The sequence below is a fragment of the Pseudoalteromonas rubra genome (genome assembly GCF_004212645.1).
Lineage (GTDB): Bacteria > Pseudomonadota > Gammaproteobacteria > Enterobacterales > Alteromonadaceae > Pseudoalteromonas > Pseudoalteromonas rubra_G.
On sequence record NZ_PPUZ01000011.1, the window covers coordinates 16,238 to 38,299 of the forward strand.

General features: G+C 46.8%; 20 protein-coding genes and 1 other RNA gene. 4 read left to right on the forward strand and 17 right to left on the reverse strand.

Features of this window, described 5'->3' with window-relative positions:
* Window positions 1-120: 120 nt before the first annotated feature.
* From C3B51_RS04430 to C3B51_RS04450, 5 genes are all read right to left on the reverse strand, one after another.
* Window positions 121-558, reverse strand: coding sequence for an acyl-CoA thioesterase (locus C3B51_RS04430; protein ID WP_125781734.1), 438 nt, complete (start codon window positions 556-558; stop codon window positions 121-123).
* A gap of 337 nt (window positions 559-895) precedes the next feature.
* Complete coding sequence (locus tag C3B51_RS04435) at window positions 896-1,327, reverse strand: hydrogenase (protein WP_130244312.1); 432 nt, start codon at window positions 1,325-1,327, stop codon at window positions 896-898.
* 172 nt (window positions 1,328-1,499) lie between these two features.
* Window positions 1,500-2,075: a Crp/Fnr family transcriptional regulator gene (locus tag C3B51_RS04440; protein ID WP_240701850.1), complete on the reverse strand. Its 576-nt coding sequence runs from the start codon at window positions 2,073-2,075 to the stop codon at window positions 1,500-1,502.
* A 263-nt stretch (window positions 2,076-2,338) separates the two neighbouring features.
* Entirely contained in the window at window positions 2,339-2,716 is a 378-nt protein-coding gene (locus tag C3B51_RS04445) for a cupin domain-containing protein (RefSeq protein ID WP_125722104.1), read from the reverse strand.
* Window positions 2,717-3,155: 439 nt separating this feature from the next.
* The gene (locus C3B51_RS04450; protein WP_130244314.1) at window positions 3,156-4,961 is read right to left on the reverse strand and encodes an RICIN domain-containing protein; all 1,806 of its coding nucleotides are present in this window, start codon (window positions 4,959-4,961) and stop codon (window positions 3,156-3,158) included.
* A 780-nt stretch (window positions 4,962-5,741) separates the two neighbouring features.
* Between C3B51_RS04450 and C3B51_RS04455 the strand changes: the two genes are divergently transcribed.
* Entirely contained in the window at window positions 5,742-5,957 is a 216-nt protein-coding gene (locus C3B51_RS04455; RefSeq protein WP_130244315.1) for a helix-turn-helix domain-containing protein, read from the forward strand.
* Between the two features lies 1 nt (window position 5,958).
* On the forward strand, window positions 5,959-6,705 hold the full coding sequence (locus tag C3B51_RS04460; RefSeq protein ID WP_130244316.1) for a ScaI family restriction endonuclease: 747 nt from the start codon (window positions 5,959-5,961) through the stop codon (window positions 6,703-6,705).
* On the opposite strand, the gene C3B51_RS04465 is transcribed toward C3B51_RS04460, so the two are convergent.
* From C3B51_RS04465 to C3B51_RS04495, 7 genes are all read right to left on the reverse strand, one after another.
* Window positions 6,702-7,562, reverse strand: coding sequence for a DNA-methyltransferase (locus C3B51_RS04465; protein WP_130244317.1), 861 nt, complete (start codon window positions 7,560-7,562; stop codon window positions 6,702-6,704). The genes C3B51_RS04460 and C3B51_RS04465 overlap by 4 nt on opposite strands.
* Window positions 7,563-8,251: 689 nt before the next feature.
* Entirely contained in the window at window positions 8,252-8,809 is a 558-nt protein-coding gene (locus C3B51_RS04470; protein WP_125561966.1) for a hypothetical protein, read from the reverse strand.
* Window positions 8,802-9,104: a helix-turn-helix domain-containing protein gene (locus tag C3B51_RS04475; protein WP_058797546.1), complete on the reverse strand. Its 303-nt coding sequence runs from the start codon at window positions 9,102-9,104 to the stop codon at window positions 8,802-8,804. Before C3B51_RS04475 ends, C3B51_RS04470 begins: the two co-directional genes overlap by 8 nt.
* A 546-nt stretch (window positions 9,105-9,650) precedes the next feature.
* Complete coding sequence (gene gcvP, locus C3B51_RS04480; RefSeq protein WP_130244318.1) at window positions 9,651-12,548, reverse strand: aminomethyl-transferring glycine dehydrogenase; 2,898 nt, start codon at window positions 12,546-12,548, stop codon at window positions 9,651-9,653.
* Between the two features lie 189 nt (window positions 12,549-12,737).
* On the reverse strand, window positions 12,738-13,127 hold the full coding sequence (gene gcvH, locus C3B51_RS04485; RefSeq protein WP_054016478.1) for a glycine cleavage system protein GcvH: 390 nt from the start codon (window positions 13,125-13,127) through the stop codon (window positions 12,738-12,740).
* Window positions 13,128-13,189: 62 nt separating this feature from the next.
* On the reverse strand, window positions 13,190-14,272 hold the full coding sequence (gene gcvT, locus C3B51_RS04490; RefSeq protein WP_130244319.1) for a glycine cleavage system aminomethyltransferase GcvT: 1,083 nt from the start codon (window positions 14,270-14,272) through the stop codon (window positions 13,190-13,192).
* 80 nt (window positions 14,273-14,352) lie between these two features.
* Window positions 14,353-14,943: a hypothetical protein gene (locus C3B51_RS04495; protein ID WP_125722114.1), complete on the reverse strand. Its 591-nt coding sequence runs from the start codon at window positions 14,941-14,943 to the stop codon at window positions 14,353-14,355.
* A gap of 128 nt (window positions 14,944-15,071) precedes the next feature.
* On the opposite strand from C3B51_RS04495, the gene C3B51_RS04500 reads away from it, so the two are divergent.
* Window positions 15,072-15,917, forward strand: coding sequence for a LysR family transcriptional regulator (locus C3B51_RS04500; protein ID WP_046005551.1), 846 nt, complete (start codon window positions 15,072-15,074; stop codon window positions 15,915-15,917).
* A 201-nt stretch (window positions 15,918-16,118) separates the two neighbouring features.
* Here the strand turns inward: C3B51_RS04500 and C3B51_RS04505 are convergent, their stop codons facing one another.
* From C3B51_RS04505 to C3B51_RS04520, 4 genes are read right to left on the reverse strand one after another with little or no spacing between them, the layout of a single operon-like run.
* On the reverse strand, window positions 16,119-17,285 hold the full coding sequence (locus tag C3B51_RS04505; protein ID WP_130244320.1) for an FAD-dependent oxidoreductase: 1,167 nt from the start codon (window positions 17,283-17,285) through the stop codon (window positions 16,119-16,121).
* A gap of 9 nt (window positions 17,286-17,294) precedes the next feature.
* Window positions 17,295-18,467 (reverse strand): 2-octaprenyl-6-methoxyphenyl hydroxylase, encoded by a 1,173-nt coding sequence (ubiH, locus tag C3B51_RS04510; RefSeq protein WP_130244321.1) that lies wholly within the window; start codon window positions 18,465-18,467, stop codon window positions 17,295-17,297.
* Between the two features lie 19 nt (window positions 18,468-18,486).
* Entirely contained in the window at window positions 18,487-19,803 is a 1,317-nt protein-coding gene (gene pepP, locus C3B51_RS04515; RefSeq protein ID WP_125722135.1) for a Xaa-Pro aminopeptidase, read from the reverse strand.
* Window positions 19,804-19,808: 5 nt separating this feature from the next.
* The gene (locus tag C3B51_RS04520) at window positions 19,809-20,366 is read right to left on the reverse strand and encodes a UPF0149 family protein (RefSeq protein WP_046005547.1); all 558 of its coding nucleotides are present in this window, start codon (window positions 20,364-20,366) and stop codon (window positions 19,809-19,811) included.
* Window positions 20,367-20,586: 220 nt separating this feature from the next.
* On the opposite strand from C3B51_RS04520, the gene ssrS reads away from it, so the two are divergent.
* A non-coding RNA gene (ssrS, locus tag C3B51_RS04525) (6S RNA) lies at window positions 20,587-20,769 on the forward strand.
* Between the two features lie 100 nt (window positions 20,770-20,869).
* On the opposite strand, the gene C3B51_RS04530 is transcribed toward ssrS, so the two are convergent.
* Window positions 20,870-21,967 (reverse strand): lysophospholipid acyltransferase family protein, encoded by a 1,098-nt coding sequence (locus tag C3B51_RS04530; RefSeq protein ID WP_130244322.1) that lies wholly within the window; start codon window positions 21,965-21,967, stop codon window positions 20,870-20,872.
* Window positions 21,968-22,062: the final 95 nt, after the last annotated feature.

The following is a 22,062-nucleotide window of genomic DNA, read 5'->3' on the forward strand; positions in this document are numbered from 1 at the left end:
AGCGTTTGGCCGTTTGGCAGACACCCACTTTAAAATTGTCTGCCCAGTGCTATCTACGTAAATTGATAGGTGGTGTCGCTCAAAACGCATAGGTGTCATCACCCACAAAAACAGAGACCTTTATTGGTTATTGTCCAACTCGTATTGCTTTAGTATGGCCAGCATATTCTCTGGAATTGGCGACTTTTGCCCTGTTTTCATATTAAACATCACCACATTTGCATAACCTGTTGTGCATATTGCCTGCTGAGACTCACTAAATGCCTCGTAGCGCATTGTGAATCGATCTTCTTTGATATCAGTAATATATGAACCAATGTACAAAGTATCAGGAAAAGTAACTGGGCGTTTGTATTGCGCATAAGTATCACGCAACACGGGGCTATGAGTGGGTTCCGACAATATCGAAAGCAGCCCTGTTTGTTTTAAAAAGTCTATTCGTGCGGTCTCAAAGTAGCGAAAGTACGATACGTTATTCACATGCCCTAACGCATCCATTTCACCCCAAACCACATTAATTTTGGTATGAACTTCAAATTTATCAAAAAATTCCTGCATGCTCTTGCCTTTAATTCTGATTATTTTTTGAGGGTATCAACTCATCGTACCAGCAACAAGCGCTATGCGATAATTCTACTGGCCAGCTCAATAAATGTAACTGAGACAAGCAAATGCTTTCAATCTGAACACTTTACGAAGTGACGCAGAAAGGCACAAGTTTGGAACAGTTAAAGTTTAAAGTTTAAAGTTGGGTGTCATCCAACACAGTCCCTCCGAACTCCACTAGTTCTGGTGCTATGCTCTAAGTTGAAGTGGGTGTCACCCAAAAATATAGTCCCGAATTTGAAATAAATATCCCTAAAAACTTCAAACCTGAAGTGGTTGTCTCAAAAAATTACTCAAGTATCGGCAATAACCCGAAAACCAGCACGGTACATGCGATTAGTGATAGTATTGACCCTGAACGCACCAGAACCTTGACCGTCATTTCTGTTGTGAAATTTGCTGAAAATCCAGCACCCGCGATTGGCAGCGCTTTACTCGCACCTGTCACTGACGCGATTGTTATGCCCAGCCAAATAAGTATGAACCCAAATGCAGAGCCGTAGGCAGCAAAAATCGCTAAGAAGAAAGACAGCTCAACCAGCGACCAGATAACACCGAAAAGCGCCACTGCCATGCCACATTGCACAGCTGTCAGGTGTCCAGAAAGCGCCATCCGGGCGTTTTTTACTGCTGGGATCAGCGCACCCTGTATTAAACCGACAAGGAAGAGGACAATACCAATAAATATGAGTTGTGCACCTATTTGTGTAATTTCCATCATAATGCTCCCTGTGTACACACAGCGTCAGGCTCAGCGATATTGCTTACATTACAGCCATAGTCGGTATAATCCGGGGAATTTTGTTCGGCTTTATTTTTAAATTTTTGATAGGTATTCATTGTTAATTTCCAGTGAAAAAACACATGGTAAACAATGAAATATGATAACTCATTCACCTAGATTCATTTTTTAGTTTACTCAAAGTTTGGGGAGCAACGCCAAGATAAGAAGCGATATGATATGACTTGACTTGCTTAAATATGGCAGGATACTCAACAAGCAAACGCGCATATCTTTGGGCAGCTGTCTCTGACATCAGAGAAAGAACACGTTTATATGTGGCCGAGTAGTAAGTGTTATGTATCCATTTTCCAGCCAAAAGCGCCCACTTTTTTTCTCGTGATATAAATTTATTAAGCTCTTCCAAAGACGTCACGTAAAACACAGAATCTTCGAGAATTTCAAAATTGAGTATTGAGCCTGATTTTTCATAAAAGCTGACACTGTCGTCCATAAAGTGATTTAAACCATGCTCACTTTTTCCACGAAAATAGAGCTGCCAGGTATGCTCTTTGCCATTGATATCACTGAAATATGATCTGGCGAGGCCACTTTTAATGAACCATATCTCACTAAAGACATCACCGGCGCGATGTACCGTCGCTCCTTTCTGGACATGTTTTACCTCAAACAGGTTGCAAGCAGAGTTCCACTCGTCATCGTTGACAGGGATATGCTGTTCGATCATTTTTCGAAAATACTTCATATATTTACAGCTATCAGTTTTAAAAGTAACGCTCGTTCTTAGAGTTCCAAAAATACTTGTTTTAAATCAATGTGATGAATACGCACAGCATTGCTCTATCAATTCCAATTCGTAAACAGTCAGGCGCATAACAAAGTCGAGTATGGCATCACCATACAGCACATTACACTGAGAACTTTTATCAAGACATCCATTCTAAAGTTTGCCTCCAGTCAAGCCAGAGGGCAATAACAATCCATATCTGCTCAGCTCTCTGAGGTGGTTTGCTGCATGTCAACTTCAAATCGTGGGTCATCTTTTTCAGAATACAATGATTGACCAGGTGTGAAATGAATGAATTTTGCCCCCTCTGGCGCACCAGGTTTATGCCAGATCCCTCTGGGAACAACAAAAGCACTCCCCGCATTTGCTCTATATGATTTGGCCGTATCCTGAAGTAATAAGATCTCTAGGTAACCTTCAATAACAAAGAAAAATTCGTCTGTGTCAGGGTGCATCTCCCAACCAGGTGACACCCCCTTAATATTGCATGTACCAAAGTTATATCCATTAAAATCAGCAAGACGTAGAAACGAGCCCTCCGGGTGAGCATCAAGATACTCAAATACATCTGTAATTTTCATAGCATATCTCCGTTGGTTTATAGCGCTTTGCTTGGGAGTGTTGATAGTTGGCAGCACTCAGGCAAAGCCAGCATTTATCACCCTCATGCATTTTAGGACGAAATTGAGCCGTTTTTTGTGATCTATTCATCGTTTCTGAATTTGCCTTGAATGTCTTCAGCAGCCTTTAGCCTAGCATCACTACCGAGGTATTTTCGGCGTATGAATTGAACATTTGGTTACAAGGCGAGCAAATGCATTGCCTAGACATCCAATTAAATACTTGTGTGCTCTGCTCAGATATGGGCATATGGGTGGGTGTCTTCCAAATTTCGTTCCACAAAACGGGGACCCCTTTAAGGAGGTTAATCAGATTTAGAGCGAACTAAAAACTCATGCACCCCATTCAATTAAGAAATCTGCTGGAAAGCGTATCACTTCCCAGCAAAGAGCATGTTTATTAGTTTGAAACAACTACATGGTTGTGCCGTGTTAACACGGGGCAATCCCACAAGTGTGTTACTGTGAGGTTATGTGGCCGTGGAGAGTCGACACAGCGAGATGGTTGCAATACAGTTTTTAATTGGCCATTGATATATTGAAACTGTTGTGTCGGGCTGGTGTTACAGTCCCAAATCATCAGTTTTTCGCCATTGCTCGTCGCTGAGTTTCTGTAATCAAGGCACTTGTTATAGTCCATTTTGCTTCTCACTTTACCATCGGTAGTGAATAACCATTTCTGATTTGGACCAGCGAGACAGTCGTACAATATGATGTCTTGACCATTGCTTGTATCAAAAGCATTAATATCTAAGCACTTGTCGAATATCTTCAGCTCTACGTGTTTTTCAATGCCCAGGTAGTTGTCATTCCAGGTATGTGGATCTGCGGCTTCAAGCCATCTTACCGTATTTTTCATATTACCTTTACCAGCGCTATTCCAAGAAAATAAATAGTCTGAGTCATTAGGTAAACATAGATAATTGTCTTGCCATGTATGCGGATCTGCCAATTCGAGGATCTGCGTACAACGCATACCATCAATTGGCCCAGCAAAAGACCATTTCATGCCAATGTCTTCTGATGAGCAGAAGTAGTTGTCTTGCCATGTATGCGGATCTGAGGGTTCGACTGTTTGCACGCAGTACATGCCATCGACTATACCAAATGACTTAAATGTAAATGATACACCACCAAGCGCTGTGTGTTGGTCCATAGCGTATACGCCGGTTAATGCACTGATAGACAAACCTTGTTGATTACAATCTACTCCGTTCGCTTGTAATTTGCCGTTTTGACACTCTTTGAATACAACTTGTCTTGATGCACTTCCTGCTTCCAAATTAACAGGATTTGCACTGACGCCAACAGCGGTCATTTTATGTTGATTTCGCAAAGCTTGTACATCGACTAGTGCAAGGAAGTCATCCTTATTCAACGATGCAAATGCAAGGCTCACTTTCATTTTTTTAATGGTGCTTGATAAGCTAACGCTATTTCCTGACACCTGTAAAGGTGGGTTTTTATGGTAGCCAACAGAGAACTTTAATTGGTTATTAGGCGTTCCTGGATTCACAGCCTGAACAAAAAAGCTCATGATTGGTTCGTGACGGTTAGAATGATGACCATACTTGATGCGCTCAAGCTCGTTAACGTCAACAGCAACTCCTACTCCCAGGTTACCTTTATTGACCATAAACATCAAAGACTGTGCACCGTCATATGTTTTTACCTGATCTACAACCCGCTTTAACGTATTGTAGTCAATGTCTTTTATTAGGCTGTGCACGATGTTTCTAGCTAGCTCTACGTTGTTTTCATTGACGCCGTCGACCAATGCTTCTAGTTGACCAAGGTAGTGTGCGTTGGTCACAGCCACAGTCGCAAAGTGCTCAAGTTCAGAGAGCTTTTGTTGTTGGTCAGCTACAAATGTTCCCATGTTGTCTAAAGTGGCCATTTGCTGGGCCAGTGATATGGCTTTATCTGTAATAGCTGTGGAGTCAACACCAACCAAGTTAGTTGCATCATTCACAACATTTGCACCATGTCTAAGTGTGTCAATTGCAACATTTGTCACGGGGCTGGTAACATGCCTAACCACGTGTGCTGCTTGTGTAACAACACCGCCAACAGTTCCAATCGGGTCTGTAAAGAAGTCACCTATACTACCCCAGCCAAAAGCATTTACTTGGCTAGTCATGGCCATAGAGCCGGCCACCACGGAAGCGACCATTGCTGAATTTACGATCCCTTTTCGTGAACCCATAATTTACTCCAAATTTCTATTGTTTAATTACACGACGCTAAAAAGCATGAATACTGGCTTTCAATTCGTTTCGTAAATTACATCAATAAACTAAGCTCATCTATTACACTGTATTACAAGTGTGAATTATATGTCATTTTTGTGACTCACCTTTTCAGGAAGGACAATAGAAAAGTGCTAGATTATCACCCCACTTTTTGGGTGAGATTGCTGCGCTCTTGGGTGCTGGATACTTTTATCTTGCTGGTAAACTTCTAAATGCTATGTAGAGAAATGATTTCTGATGTGATCTCCGCTAAAAAAGGTACGGACAATGGTGGATGTCTTCCAAAATTGTTCCGCGAACAATGGAGGGTGTCCTCCAAAATTTATTCTATAGCTGAGACCGTACTCATCACAGCCACTCTTTAATAATTCCTATTTAATTTAAAGCATGATCACTTTAAGAAGGTGCTGGTATCGGGTGAGTGTCAGCGATTGTGAATTCCGTCACAGGCACTTTCAAGTTCTACCAGCTCTGTCCGTTTTAGATGGTTGTCCTTGTTAATTGTTACTATCCTCCACAAAACGGGTACGGATATCGGTAGGTGTCTCCTAAAATTTTCCTCCTAAAATTTTTTCTGGCTGGGTGTCTTTGCAATCGGTGTCTTTGCAATCTCTTTTTTTGCAATCTCTTTTTCAAAATTCCATCCTGCCATAGGGGGGGTCTCCCAAAACTATACATTGGAATGCTACTTATAGTCTGTAGACTCATTGTCATCACTATTTCAATATGTCTACATGAAAACAGAGAAACAACAGTTAGGTAGCAACTTAAAAGAGCTTCGCCTAAAAGCAGAATTATCACAAGAAGAGTTAGCTGATATTTCTTCGTTGCACAGAACCTATATTGGCTCCGTTGAACGTGGAGAGAGAAATATTAGTCTAGAAAATATTATTATTCTGTCGCGTGCTTTGAAAGTATTACCTGCAGAATTACTAAAAGGAATAGAATAGTATGGCTGCATCCCCATATACTGGTAAACCCGTTACAGATTGGCTTCAGGTTACCCACAGTCTAATTTCCCAATACCCAATTCACCCTCAAGAAATATTGGATGTTGCAATGCTTTCTTGGGATCGATTGTGGGCTTCTCAAATTGGCGGACAAATTAGTTTAGATGAAGTAGAACTTCCTGCAACAGTCGTTGGATACTTCTTCCAAAAGCTTTTTGCACACGAATTAAAAGTAAGATATCCCAATGTCTGGAGAGGTGAAGAGCTCAAAAGTGATAAAGATTTAGTTAACATTCAAAATCCAAATTTCTCAACCGAGATGAAGAGCTCAGGTCAGCTTGGGTATGCACTTTTTGGAAACAGGAGTTACAACCAACTTTCTGAGTCTTCAACAACAAGCGGAAAAGACAAATCTGGATTTTATATTACGGTAAACTTTTACCGAAAAGCCATCACCTTGCTAAGAATCGGCTGGATTGATCAAGATGATTGGATACCACAAGGAGCTGCAACGGGTCAAGCTGCGGTGCTAAAACCAGAAGTTTATCAATATAAACTTCTGGAAATTAATGGCCCATATAGGTATGCAAGCCCAATCGAGCTCTTAAATGGGATTGGACCAAAATCAGTTATCCAATTTCACAATGAAGGAGTTTACACTTTTGGCGATTTAAAAAACTACTCAGGATTCTCGCCAAAGATTCTTAAAACGCTTCAAGACAATAGGCCGTTTCTTAACTCTTTTTAGATTGCCAAACTCTCTTGCCTAGAAGATAAATCTGTATCTTCTAGGTACTGATCAATCCGCTGTTTTGCATAGCCAATATATTCACTCTTCAATTCAAACCCAATTACATAGCGACCATTTCTTAGTGCACATTCAGCTGTACTTCCAGAGCCCATGAAAGGGTCCAAGATTAGATCTTCTTTATCGCTTGATGATTTAAGCATCCTTTCAACCAATTCCATTGGGAACTGTGCAGGATGAGGAGTCCTTTCAACTGATGCTCGGTTCTTACCTGATGTTACTTTTGCTATTTGCCAAACATCGCTTGGGTTTTTCCCTAAAGGATTACATTTTAATTTTCCATTCTTCTTTTGATTAGGGTACTTTACGTTTGGATCTCTAACATCATCAAGGTTAAATGTATAATTCTTCCTGTCTTTTACATACCAAAGTAATTTTTCATTTCTTGGCGAAAAACGCTTCTTGCATGCAACTCCTGCAGCATAGTTCCATACCACCTCTTGTAACATATAAAAGGGAGTCCTATTCCAGAGCAAATAGGGTATTGGCACAGCAAGACCCTCATTCTCAACTTCTAGGTATCCAACGTTTAACCAAAAGGTACCATTACTTGTTGTTATGCGATGAATTTCCTTAATCCAGTTTTCGCACCAGTCTAGGTAGGCATCTAGTTCAGCTAGCTCTTCGTATTCTTTACCAATGTTGTATGGAGGTGATGTAATAGTTAAATTGATTAAATCACTTGGGATTCTTTTCATTGCCTCGAGGCAATCCATTTGATAAATCGCCACTCCTTCCCTTTCCAAGCTTGGCTCACCTAAAATTTTCTTTACTTCATTAAAATTTTCTAAACTCATCTTCGCTCTAACTAGGATCAAAAAAATGGTACTTATAGTATTCTTTTTGAGCCCTAAAATCAATCCAATTGAGCGGGAGCGGGATGCTATATGTGTGGCATTCTAACAATTTATTCTACCCCAAAATGTCGGAACATAAACCGACAAAACGGGCTGTATTACATAACCTCATGATCCTATAGAACAAACTCAAAATAAACAATATGTTGCAACTGACAAAGCCACAGCTATGTGGAATTTGGACAAATTGGGGTGTAATAATGTTATTGGACAATAACCAAAATACTGTCTATTCATCCAGTAACCAGCTTGCCAAATGGAACGTTCATGAAATCACCTTTTCTACTCATGCTGCAAGAGCAGATGTACCTACGACGTTATGCCAAACGCACCATTATAGTGTACTTAAAATGGACTGCTGCTCCTATTCAATTTAACAATCTGAGATACCTAACAGCTACAGGTTATGACGATATAGAGCCAACTCAAAAACACCCAGAGAACAAACCTAAGGGTGAAACTCTCCAGTTTTGCTTAACGGTTATGCATTAATGCCAACCAGTAAACCAGGCTGGCACTCAAGTACAAGACTGATAGTTAATGCTTAATCACCGTTTTCCTCAGGCTTTACCGGTTTTTGATAACTACGGCGATCAGGAATAGGAGAACCTGTGCCACCACCATGTCCACTAACAGCTCTTTGCTGCTGCTCCGTCAGTTGTTTCATATCTTTCCTTTCTAAATCGATTTGCGATTGTCAGAACTAATATACCCTCCGCAATATGCACGAATGATTGCACCGGGCTATATAAGTTGTTTCTTATTGGGTAGCTATCAATTACATAGTGCGTATACAGTGTCACTTCAATATACGTAACCAAGTTGATGAGTAAAGATATAAAATGAACGAACAGAAATGCACCTTCCTGCTTGCTCACATAATAGTGCTTGTTTACTTGCCTAAAAAAGGCTGAACGGCTCTGTAATCTTTCGGCCAACAAGCGTCTGCCAACAACAGGAAAGATAAACAAAACACACATAAGCATTGACCAGATGTAATAGGGGTTTCCCCATCCAAGTGCAATTTCATATGTCATATTGTCGAGCACTTCCAACACAACAAGCACAATCATCAAGTAACGAACATTAATATTTTTCCATCCGATACACAGTGCAATCAAAAATAACGGCAATAGCATGTTTTCAATGAGATCATAAAATAACTTGAAGTTTTCATAACTAAACATCAGATGCATCCTTCTTGTTGGTGTTATCCTCAGCCGATTGGGAGTCCAGAATTTCCTTCGTTTTTTGCTCAGGGCAAACGCCACAGACAAAGCAAATATACATAAATGCTAAAAAAGGAATATGTGTTTTGCCGGTTTCCCAATTGGAGATCGTGGCTTGGTCAACTGGTGGCATTAATTTTTTCCCTAATGCGCTTTGACTCAGTCCAGCATCTATCCGCATTGATTTAATCGACTTCGCAGCTTCTTTTAACAAGGCAGCAAAGAGGCCCGCTCGCCGTATTCTGACTTTCATAGCTATCCTTTCAAATGTTGACCGATACGCAGTTAAATTAACAAATGTTAACCAAAAGATTATCACTGAAGTAACCTATCAGCAAGCGTAACCTGTCAAGCAAATAAATCTAACTAACTAATAATAAAAGCCTTTATTTCAACAAACCTCACATTCATGAATTTATTAATAACCAACATACTAACAATGCGAAGTTACATTGCAACCGTATAATGTAAAGAGGTCAAAAACGGTTCACCGACAAAGCTTGAAGAGCAAACTAACTTATTGAAAAGATTAGGCAAGCTCAATCAAAAGGCTTGCTGCATACACAGCACATAGCTGTAAGTGTTCTAACATTACTCTGCTCAAAGCACAAATTAGTTTATTTATGAATTCGCAACGGTACTTCATTTACCCCCACCAGGGCATTGATTGAGCCACAACACGCAGTTTTGCCTGCTCTCTGACTTATCGCCTGATCACAGACACAAAAAAACCGCTCGTCCTAAAACGAGCGGTTTTCACATTTTCCAACCCTGTAATTACAAGGCTTACAAACCAATCTTACTCAGCATAAGTCTCCACCGCCGGGCAAGAACAGATCAGGTTACGGTCGCCGTATACGTCGTCGATACGGGTTACCGTTGGCCAGAACTTGTCTTTTGCAACACTTGCAACCGGGAAGGCTGCGTAGAAGCGGTCGTAGGCACGATCCCACTCGTTGCCCAGTACGTCTGCCTGGGTGTGTGGTGCGAACACCAGTGGGTTGTTCTCTACTGACCATTCGCCGTTTTCTACTTTGGCGATTTCAGCGCGGATAGAGATCATGGCTTCGATGAAGCGGTCGATTTCTACCTTAGACTCAGATTCCGTTGGCTCGATCATCAGCGTGCCAGCAACCGGGAATGACATAGTCGGTGCGTGGAAGCCGTAGTCCATCAAACGCTTAGCTACGTCCATCTCTGTGATGCCAGAGGCTTCTTTCAGCGGGCGCAGGTCGATAATACACTCGTGGGCAACGCGGTCGTTGCGGCCACGGTAAAGTACCGGGTAGTGCTTGCTCAGTTGCTCTGTCAGGTAGTTGGCGTTCACGATGGCCATTTCAGTGGCCTGCTTCAGACCTTCGCTGCCCATCATGGCAATGTAGGCCCATGAGATTGGCAGGATGGCTGCTGAGCCGTAAGGTGCCGCAGAAACTGCGCCGTTACCTTCGTTGGTGCCCGCTACTTTGATCACGCTGTGGTTAGGCATGAATGGCGCAAGGTGTGATTTAACACCGATAGGACCAACACCCGGGCCACCACCGCCGTGCGGGATACAGAATGTTTTGTGCAGGTTCAGGTGTGATACGTCAGAGCCGATTGAGCCCGGGCTGGTTACACCAACCTGTGCGTTCATGTTCGCGCCGTCCATGTAAACCTGGCCGCCGTGCTGGTGAACAATGTCACACACTTCACGGATAGCTTCTTCGTATACACCGTGGGTAGACGGGTAAGTAACCATGATACAAGACAGGTTCTCAGACACATCTTCTGCTTTCGCGCGCAGGTCATCCAGGTCGATGTTACCGTCTTTATCGCAGCCAACCACAACTACTTTCATGCTTGCCATTTGCGCCGACGCCGGGTTAGTACCGTGCGCAGAGCTTGGGATCAGACACACGTTACGGTGACCTTCGCCGCGTGACTCGTGGTATTTACGAATCGCGATAAGACCCGCGTATTCACCCTGCGCACCTGAGTTAGGTTGTAGTGATACTGCATCGTAGCCTGTGATGTTAACCAGCCAGTCGTGCAGTTCAGTCATCATGACCTGATAACCCTGTGCCTGCTCTAGTGGGCAGAATGGGTGTAGTTCAGCGAACTCAGGCCAGGTGACCGGGATCATTTCAGCGGTCGCGTTCAGCTTCATGGTACAAGAACCCAGTGAGATCATAGAGTGGTTCAGTGCCAAATCTTTGTTCTCAAGACGCTTGATGTAACGCAGCATCTCAGTTTCGCTGTGGTAGCTGTTGAAGTTGTCGTGCGTCAGTACTTCGTCATCACGTACCAGGCTTGCCGGAATACCTGTGATGTTGTTTGCAGCAACTTCGCTGTCCAGTGCTGCCACATCTAAGCCATGGCCTTCGCCCAGGATGATGTCGAACAGTTCAGCGATGTCACCGCGAGTAGTGGTTTCGTTCAGTGCAATCGAGTACTCGCCAGCGTGGTTAATGGCAAAGTTGACTTCGTTTGCAACGGCGCGCGCGACGACTGCGTCTTTATCTGCGTCGTTAGCAACCACTGTGATGGTGTCAAACCAGGTATCGTGCTTCAGTGCCACGCCTTTGGCTTTCAGGCCGGTTGCCAGAATGCTGGCGAAACGGTTAATGCGCTCGGCAATGGTTTTCAGGCCCTGTGGACCATGGTACACCGCATAGAATGCAGCCATGTTGGCCAGCAGTACCTGCGCTGTACAAATGTTTGAGTTGGCTTTTTCGCGGCGGATGTGTTGCTCACGCGTTTGCATTGCCATACGCAGCGCGTCGTTACCTAAACGGTCTTTTGATACACCAATGATACGCCCTGGCAGTGAACGCTTGTAGGCATCGCGTGTTGCGAAGAACGCAGCGTGTGGACCACCGTAGCCCATAGGAACACCAAAGCGCTGTGCAGAGCCCAGTACCACGTCTGCGCCCAGTTTACCTGGTGCTTTCAGTAGCATTAAGCTCATGATGTCAGCAGCCACACAGGCAATCGCTTTTTTGCTTTGTACTTGTGCGATGATGTCTGTGATGTCGACCACTTCACCTGATGTGGTTGGATACTGGAACAGGGCACCAAAGATCTCGTGGTTTGCCGCTTCGCTTGCAGGACCAACTACCACGTCAAAACCAAACTGCTCGGCACGGGTTGTAACTACGTCGATGGTTTGTGTGTGCACGTCTTGTGCAATAAAGAACAGGTTCGCTTTTTTCGCTTTAGACACGCGCTTAGCCAGCGCCATGGCTTCGGCTGCTGCGGTTGATTCGTCAAGCAATGACGCACTGGCCAGGTCAAGGCCGGTGATGTCCATGGTCATAGTCTGGAAGTTAAGCAAAGACTCAAGACGGCCTTGTGCAATCTCTGGCTGATACGGTGTATAAGCGGTATACCAGCCTGGGTTTTCCAGTACGTTACGCAAGATAACGTTAGGCACGTGTGTCGGGTGATAACCCTGACCGATGTAAGATTTGAAGACTTTGTTTTTGCTTGCTACTGATTTCAGGTAGCTCAGCGTTTCTACTTCGGTACGGCTTTCACCAATTTGCAGGCCTTGCTCTAAACGGATTGAGCTAGGTACTGTCTGACCGATCAGCTCTTCAACACTCGATACTCCAAGCGCAGCAAGCATGTCACTCACCTGAGCCGGGCTCGGGCCGATATGGCGACGAATAAAGTCTTGCTTTTGCTCTAGTTGTTCAAGAGATTTGGCGTTTGACATGTGTCCAGATTCCTATGATCCAAGTAAAAATGGGGGTGTCACTGTTGCTCGACGACCTGCACCTTGATGTACAGCGCGACGAAAATACCTTGGTAACAGTCACAGAGTTTAACGGTGTTACCACGCCTTAACGTCGTGGCACAACTATAAAAGCCCCACGCAGGGGGCTTTTATAGTATCTACAACGAATTAGTCTTCGTCGATGTTGGCTTCGTAGCCTTCTGCGTCAAGCAGGTTTTCAAGTTCGCTTTCGTCAGACGCTTTAACACGGAACAACCAGCCGTCACCGTATGGGTCGTTGTTGACTGATTCCGGAGAGTCTTCAAGCTCTTCGTTGATAGCCACAATCTCGCCGCCGATTGGCGCGTAGATGTCAGAAGCCGCTTTTACAGACTCAGCAACCGCGCAGTCTTCACCAGCGTCAACTTCGTCACCTACGTCAGGCAGGTCAACGAATACCATGTCACCCAAAAGTTCCTGCGCATGCTCAGTGATGCCAACAGTGTAAGTGCCGTCGCCTTCAGCGCGAACCCACTCGTGAGACGTTGCGTACTTTAACTCGCTAGGAATGTTGCTCATTTTTTTGTTCCTTTGGTCGATTTATGTGGGCCATCGCCCGTTATTCTATTGTGCTCTGTGCGTTACAGAACCGACTTACCATTGCGTACAAAGCAAGGTTTAACCACTTTAACGTCTACCAGCTTTTTGCGCATTTCAACCTGAGCTGTGTCACCCGTAGAGCGAGGTACACGGGCCAAAGCTACGCTAAAGCCTAACGTCGGCGAGAATGTACCAGAAGTGATAACACCTTCGCCACCTTCTACGATAACTTTAGAGCCACCGCGTAGCACGCCTTTGCTCTCAAGTACCAGGCCAACCAGCTTGTCTGTGCTCTTGTCAGCACGTTGCTGCTCAATCACTTTACGACCGATAAAGTCACGCTCTGCCGGCTCCCACGCAATGGTCCACGCCATGTTAGCAGCCAGTGGAGAAACGCTTTCGTCCATATCTGAGCCGTAAAGGTTCATGCCCGCTTCTAAACGTAGCGTATCACGTGCACCTAGGCCAGCCGGACTCACGCCCGCGTCTAATAATTTTTGCCACAGTTGCGCTGCGTCATCGTTATGTACCACGATTTCGTAGCCGTCTTCACCTGTGTAGCCCGTGGTGGCAATGAACAGCTCTTCAGCTTGCACGCCAAAGAACGGCTTCATGCCCTCTACTGCGGCGTTTTGTGCATCGCTCAGGATAGTGGCTGTTTTGGCTTTGGCATTTGGACCCTGTACCGCAATCATCGCATATTCAGGACGCTCTGTGATAGCCACATCAAAGTCGACAGCAACCGCATTCATGTGTGCTAAGTCTTTTTCGCGCGTTGCAGAGTTTACAACCAGACGATACTCAGTTTCTGTGAAGAAGTAGATGATCAAATCATCAATCACACCGCCCTGCTCGTTCAGCATGCCAGTGTAAAGTGCTTTACCTGCTACTTTCAGTTTTGCCACATCGTTGGCAACCAGCTTGCGCAGGAATGCCTGAGCATCCGCACCTTTTACATCGACTATGGTCATGTGAGACACATCAAACATACCTGCGTCTTGACGCACGGCGTTGTGCTCTTCGATTTGCGAGCCATAGTTGATTGGCATTTCCCAACCGTGGAAATCGACCATTTTCGCGCCAGCTTCTAGGTGCTTGGCATGCAGTACTGTTTTAGAAGTCATACTCTTCCTTCACTTTATTGTCATCACTCATCCGGTCTTTTCCGGGTGCGTGTTCACCGGTGCAACACCGGTGAGTGGGGTTAATTTGGGGCGTGTTCGTCTGAGTGAGCAAAACCCTGCTCAGCCAGTCGAGCCTGCCACAGGCTCAGTGTGTCTTGCTGTGCGATCAGCTGATACTGCTGCTGATCCTGCTGGACCAAAGTGGTAACGAACACGTCGCCGCTTTGTTTACCATAGCAAGCCTGCATGTCTGAAATTTGCAGACCCGGCGTCAGCGAAAAGCTGCTCAGCACTGTCTCGAGGGCAGCCTCTCCGCTCAGTTGCGTAATGGCTAGGTCGCTGCGGCGCACCAATTCAATGTCGTAGTCGCCGTCGTGTTTACTTACCAGCGTAGTGAGTGCTTGTGCGGCGTCTTCGCTCAGCACAAAACGGTAGGCCGTTTCGCTGAAGTAATACACAGCAAATGACTGGCCGCCTGCCAGCAGACCCTGTACACCCAGCCCGGGTGCCATCAGTTTGTTGAGGTTCAGCCCCAGCTCCTGATTCAGGAAAGGTGTGGTTTCAAATCCGCTGAAATCCAGTACAACCAGATCCTGTGGCGAGAAAATGTGATTTTCCGCCGCCACCGTACCTAAACGGTGCTTAGCGAAGATGATTGGCGTGCTCATCATGCGACTATCCTGATGAAATTAAGATGCCAAAAGTATAGGGATCCACTATCGCAACAACAAATTGTATTTATTTATCGTTTGATAAATAATATTAATGTATTTGGGTTTTATAAATTGATTTTATTAATATGAAAAACTTATCGATTGATGGTCTGCGTACCCTGGTGACTGTGGTTGAAGTGGGTGGTTTTGCCAAGGCTGGCGAGCTGCTGGGCCTGTCTCAGCCGGCGGTGAGCTTGCAGATAAAACGCCTTGAAGAGCAGCTGGGCTGTAAACTGTTTAAAAAGCAGGGCCAGCGACAGGTGCTCAACCAGTATGGCGAGCTACTGCTGCCTCAGGCCAAGCAAATGCTGCAATTCAACGATGGGATCATTCAGCAATTTACCTCAGAGAGCGTTACCGGCCGGGTGCGTCTGGGCATTCCCAGTGAGTTTGCCGCGCGCATTCTGCCCGCCATCATCGGCGACTTTGTGTCTTTATATCCGGACGTGGCGCTGGAAGTGAAATCCAGGCTTAGCAAACATTTGCTGTCGGTCTCACGACAGGACCAGTTCGATTTGGTGCTGGCGCTGAACGAAGATCTCAATTCATCGAATTATCCAGTGTTTATGCAGGATCAGCTGGTATGGGTGGGCGACCTGTCTCTGGCGCAACAGCAGATAGTCACTTTAGTCACGGCGCCGGAGGGCTGCATTTATCGCCGCCGTGCCATTGAGGCGCTACAACAAGCCGGGCTGCAATACCGTATTGTGTATAGTAATGCCGATTTAACGGGGCTGACGGCCGCGCTTAAAGAAGGCCTGGGCATTACGGTACTGGCTAAAAGTACCGTGCCGGCTACGCTCAGTTACCAGGCCCAGACAGCATTTTTGCCCGAGCTGGGTCAGATTGGGATCAGCTTGGTGAAAAATACTCAGGAATCCGCCCACGCGGTGAATAAACTGGCCGAGTTTATTGCACTGCGCTTGGGGTAAGCACTACATTTGAGACCTGCGGGATGATGGGTGGCGTATATGGGAATGGGTGTAATTAGTGTCACTCCTGAGTCGCCTGTTAGCAGATCCCGCATCAAGTGCGGGATGACGGGAGTTGAGTTTGAAAACTTGTGTTTGATGCTCAACCCTACAGGTATAAGCGGGCTGCTTGTTTGGTATGAAGCAGCCCTTACGCAACCTTTATTCGCCGATGGCTTGTTGTACAAACAAGTCTTTGATCGGGCCAAGGTTATCTACCACATTCAGACCCACACCACGGACTAACTTTTTCAGCGGGTGACTGCCGCTGAACAATTCTTTTAAGCCCTGCATCATCGCGATGTGTTTTTGTGCATCGAGTTTGCGGGTGCGTTCGTACTCTCGCAGTGTACGGTGAGCGGCGAACTCCTCGTTGTCTTCGCTGAGTGCGTTGATCAGGTGTGCGGCATCTTTGAGGCCCAGGTTCATCCCCAACCCTGCCAGCGGGTGGATGGTGTGTGCGGCATCGCCCATTAACACCACTTTGCCCGTCAGCCACTGCTGTGCGTAACGCATGGTCAGCGGGAATACCGCTCGCTCGCCCTGCACCGTACATAACCCACATTGTAGATCGCTGGCCGCGCTCAAGGCTTTATTGAAGCTTTGCTCATCCATGGCCATCAACTCGCGGGCATGTTCAGGTGCGGTGGACCAGACAATTGACTGACTATGGGGATCAGATAAAGGCAACAACGCCAGCGGACCATCCGGCAAAAAAACCTGACGCGCTGTGGCATCGTGCGGTTGCTCGGTTTTGATGGTGGCCACAATGGCGTGATGATCGTAATCCCAGAAGCTGATCGGCAGGTTAAACTGACTGCGTACCCCGGAGTTTGCACCGTCTGCTGCAACCAGTAATTTGGCCATCACCGGCGTGCCCTGCTCCAGCGTGATCAGCACATCGCTGTCGGTCTGGTGGATAGACTGGTAACGACTGCCAAACAGTAAACTCGCCTGGCTGTGCTGTTGTAAGGCCTGATATAGGGCAAAACGAATGGCGTCGTTTTCGATAATATGGCCCAGTTCAGGCAAGGCCAGCTGCTGCGCGTTAAACTGAATACGGCCAAAGCTGTCGGCGTCGCACACCGACATTTTACGATAAGCTGTGACTCGCTGCGCCTTTATGGCATCCCACACGCCTAACGACTCAAACAGGCTCTGGCTGGCCAAACTGATGGCACTGACCCTTGCGCCATAGGCCTCGCTCAGTGGTTGAGGTTCAGGACCGGCATCCAGCACCATCACAGAGATATTGTTCTTTGCCAGACCCAGCGCTAAAGCAAGGCCGACACACCCACCACCGACTATGCACACTTGTACTTGCTGCATGATTATTCCTTACAGGGTTCGTCCCATGAGTTGTCGCGCCAGTGGCGCTTTCAGTTGTGAGAACAGGCTCATCGACAGCAGGCCACAACTGCGCCCCAGTGCCAGCATACGGGAATCATTAGAAAACAGTCTGACCAGAGAATCGGTCAGCGTCATAACACGGTTTATGTCTGACTCGCGCGCGGTTTTGTAGCCTTGTGTGAACGCATGACAGCCCCACTTTTCGCGGTCTGTCTGTTGCAGCTGCGCAACCAGCGCCTGAATGTCGCGTAATCCCAGATTAAAGCCCTGCCCGGCAATGGGATGAATGGCATGCGCGGCATTGCCAATGAGCACACAGCGATGATGCACCAGCTGCTCAACGCGGCCTAAAACCAGCGGATAACTTGTGCGCCTGCCAACCCGTTCAAACATCCCGGCTCGATAGCCAAATGCGCTTTGCAGACGCGCCAGAAACTTTGCCTCATCGCATTCTCGCAACGTATCGAGGTCCTGCTGCGGCATACACCACACCAGAGAGTAGCGGTTGTTGCTCATCGGCAGCAGGGCCATCGGGCCATGCTCGGTAAAACGCTCAAACGCCTGACCCAGATGTTTATCGCTTATCTGCACATTGGCTATCAGGGCACCCTGTTCATAAGCCACACTGTCAAAGCCAATATTCAGCTTGCTGCGAGTCGGCGATTGCGCACCATCGGCCACCACCAATAGCTTACCCGACAGCGTTTCACCGCTGTCGAGCACCACATCGACCTGTGCCTGCTGCTGATTCAAACCAGTTATTTTGGCCGGGCAATACAGTGCGATATCCAGCTTGCCCAATTGCTGATGCAAATACGCGCCATAAGGATTCACTTCAACGACATAACCCAGCGCCTCAACCGCGAACTCATCACAGGTGATGGTGGTTTTGCCAAAGTGGCCGCGGTCTGAAACATGCACCTGAGTGATTGGCTCTGCAAAGTCCCAGTGCGGGTCAAATAACCCGAGAGTACGCAAATAAGAGACCGACTGCTCAGCCAGTGCCAGACTGCGGTCGTCAAAGCTGGGGTGATGAGCTGTTTTGGGCTCAAAGGCTTCGATCACCGCGATGCGGCTGTCGGGAAGCTGTTTTTTGATCGTGACGGCAGCGGTGGCACCGGCCATACCACCACCCACGATTAACACATCAAAGTGTTGCAAGTGTTGCTCCTGCTTGTATTTATTCGCCTGAGCGCATTAAGGCTTCAATCTCAGCAATGGTTTTAGGCACCCCAGCGGTGAGGTTTTCAAAGCCATCCTCGGTGATCAGCAAGTCATCCTCAATGCGCACGCCAATGCCCTTAAATTGCTCAGGTACTTCAGCATCTTCGTCAAAGTACAGGCCCGGCTCTATGGTCAGCACCATGCCCGGCTCAAATGGTCTGTCGGCTTCATCCAGTTTGTATTCGCCCACGTCGTGCACATCCAGCCCCAGCCAGTGGCCCAGGCCATGCATATAAAAGGCTTTACAGGCTTGCTTGTCGAGTAATTCATCGACTTCACCGGCCAAAATACCCAGCTCAATCAGCCCTTCGGTCATCACCCGCATTGCGGCTTCATTGGCTTTGACCAAAGTGCCGCCTGGCTTAACCTGTTCAAAAGCGGCCTGTTGAGAGGCCAGTACCAACTCATACACAGCTTTTTGCGGCGCGCTAAAGCGACCATTTACCGGGAAAGTACGGGTAATGTCGGCAGCATACCCTTCAAGTTCACAGCCTGAGTCGATCAGGATCAAATCGCCGTCGGTTAATTCATCGCAATTGTCGGTATAGTGCAAAATATTGGCGTTGTTACCCGAACCCACTATTGTGCCATAGGCCGGATGACGGGCGCCATTCATGGCGTAATGGTGGTGAATTTCGGCTTCCAGCTGGAACTCGGTGGCACCGGGCTTTGCAAACTGCATGGCACGCTTGTGGGCATCTGCACTGATCTCGCCCGCTTTGCGCATCACCGCTATTTCAGCGTCTGATTTAAACAGGCGCATTTCGTGTAGTAACGGGCGCACATCTTTGATGATTTCTGGTGCCCGGTAGCCTTTTTTCGGCGCGCCACGCAAAGTGCCAAGTAGGGCCCAGATTTTATCGTCAAACGCGGTATAAGTGCCCTGACCGTAGTAAAGTGCCTTACGGCCATTGACCAGGTTCAGCAATTCCTCATCCAGTTCACTCAGAGGAAAGGTCTGGTCCAGCTCTAAAGCGGTTTTGGCTTTTTCGTGACCCATGCGGCGGCCGTGCCAGATCTCGGCCAGCTTGTCTTTATTACGACAAAACAGCGTTTGCTGTGTGGTGCCGTCTTTGTCTTTGCAAAGCACCAGTACCGCATCGGGCTCTTTAAACCCGGTCAGGTAGAAAAAGTCGCTGTCCTGGCGAAACGGATACTCAGTATCACGGCTGCGGGTCAACTCAACGGCAGCGGGGATCACCGCCACCGCATTGTTATCCATTTGCGCCAGCAGCTCGGTGCGGCGCGTTACAAATTCCTGGTTGGCTATCATCATAATTAATGCACTGTTTTAGAGGTCGGTGAAGCGGCGTCTTTGCCTAGCTCAGCAAAACACAACAGGGCCGACACGCGGATGTATTCAATCACCTCATGTAATGCCTGTTTGTCTTCTTCACTTTCGTCGAAATGGGTATCTAGTTTAGTGATTTCGCTAAAGTCACCAATCACTTCCTTTACGTCGGCCGAAAACTTACCATAGTCTTTTTGCTTGAGGCCAAAGCCCAGTAAAAACCCGGACACCCAGGCCACCAAGGCATTGGCCTGATCGCTCAGGCTTTCTTCCATGGGTAAATACAGCTCAAACAGGTGCTCTGGATCATTAAAATGCGCAACGACCAGTTTATATAGCTCGGCAAAAAATTCTTTCAGTGGCGCAGCAAACTTCTGACCATCGTTAAAGACATCGCTCAGCAGCCCCAGGTACTCCTGCTCTTCGATATTCAGGCCACATGCCAGTAAGCCGCTGATGGTACCGTGCACTTCAGCCGGGGCAATGTAGATATCGTGTTGTTCCAGCAGTAGCTGTGCTTGCTGATAATCTCTTAATTCACTCATGGATAATGTTCTCGTTTGCTTTGATCTGCTTAGTTAATGCTACCACCCGAAGTATAGCAACAGCAACGACTTGTCGGTTTGTGTACAAATAATCTACGCACTTTTTGGGGTTGTTCAGATGCCATACAAAAAGTGCATAAATCACCGCCAGTCGAACGACTTTTTACGGATATTTGCCGATAAAGGTTTCTAGATGCGGTTTGGTCTTATATACTGAAATCGTTCCCTAGCACGTTGGACAGTGGATGATGTCCCTGAGCCGATAACTTTTTCTTAGGAACGCAGTTTGCTTACTATTGCGCAGGCTCGGCAGGTACCGAGAAGCCTACGGTAGGCTGTTGCTTTCCGCCTTGAACCTTAGGGTTCAAGGACTGACATCTGCATCCGCGTTGCCGGGGACACCTTTTCTTTTTGCAGCAAAAACTTTCCCACACCTAGCACCATCATTCAGATATTAAAAACCAACCAAGCATAAAAAACGCCCCGAAAGGCGCTTTAGATGATTACTGCGACAATTTGCGTTTGGCGGGCTGCGCGTAGATAGATAGCACCAGCTGTCGTAACTCTTCCGGTACTTGCTCCAGCGCTTCCATAAAACGATTTTTTTCCAGCTCACTGCTCTGACTTTCATCGCCGGCAGCCAGGTAGTTGCTCGAATGCAAATAATAATTGCTGACGATCTGCTGATCGATGATTTCGGCCAGCTGCTCCGGCGTTTCGAATTCTTCGTCTATGGGAGAGCCAAACGCCACATGCACATGGCCCTTATCGCTGCTGAACCCTTCAATGATGCTGCTGATGTCTTCGCCTTCGGCTTTCACGTATTCACCGAACTGCTGTTTATGGTACAGCTCACGAGCTTTTGACACGGCGCAGGGCTCGTACTGATAAGAAATAGACACAGGGACAATTTTGAGCTGGCGCACATATTCCGCAAACGGCAGTTTTAGCTTACGCCCATTCAACTGCAACATTTTCAGCAATGCCGGATCGGTAAAGTCGACGCCATCTTTGGCACGGCCTTCTTTTTGCGCAATCCAGATTGAATTACCCTCATCCAGCGAATCATAAATATACGCAGACAGCTGAGACAAGGCACGCAGCATTTCTTTTGGTGCTTTGGCCGAGCGCTTCACAATAAAGCTCTTATTTAGGCGCATCAGCTCTGTGATGTAAGGCACCTGAAGCAGGTTATCGCCAATGGCAATGCGCACAGTTTGCATTTTTTGCTGATGCAGGCCCCAGTTGACCAGCGCCGGGTCCAGTACTATGTCTCTGTGATTGGAGATAAACAGATAGGCACCCTGCTTGTCGAGCTTATCCAGACCCGAATAAGTTACCTTGCTGGTGGTACGCTCAATCAGCATAGACAGATAACCGGCTACTTCATTCTGAACCGCTTCAACATTGGTGACAGACTGCCACTTTTTCTTCAACCGGCTGCGCACCAGTGGCCGGGATATCAGGTCCCATCCTGCCAGCCATTTGGGCAGGTTATGCTCCGCAATCACATCAATAAACTGATCATCGTCCAGTAAGCGCTGCAAAGCTGCGGGGACTTCATCGTCATTGTAAGGTCTGATATCTGCGTATTTATCCACTAAACTACTCTTTTATTATTGGTGGTTGTCATCAAAACGTCTTATTCTATCGTGTGCCCGGATCGGAAGCTAAGAATATCAAGTCTGACCAGAAG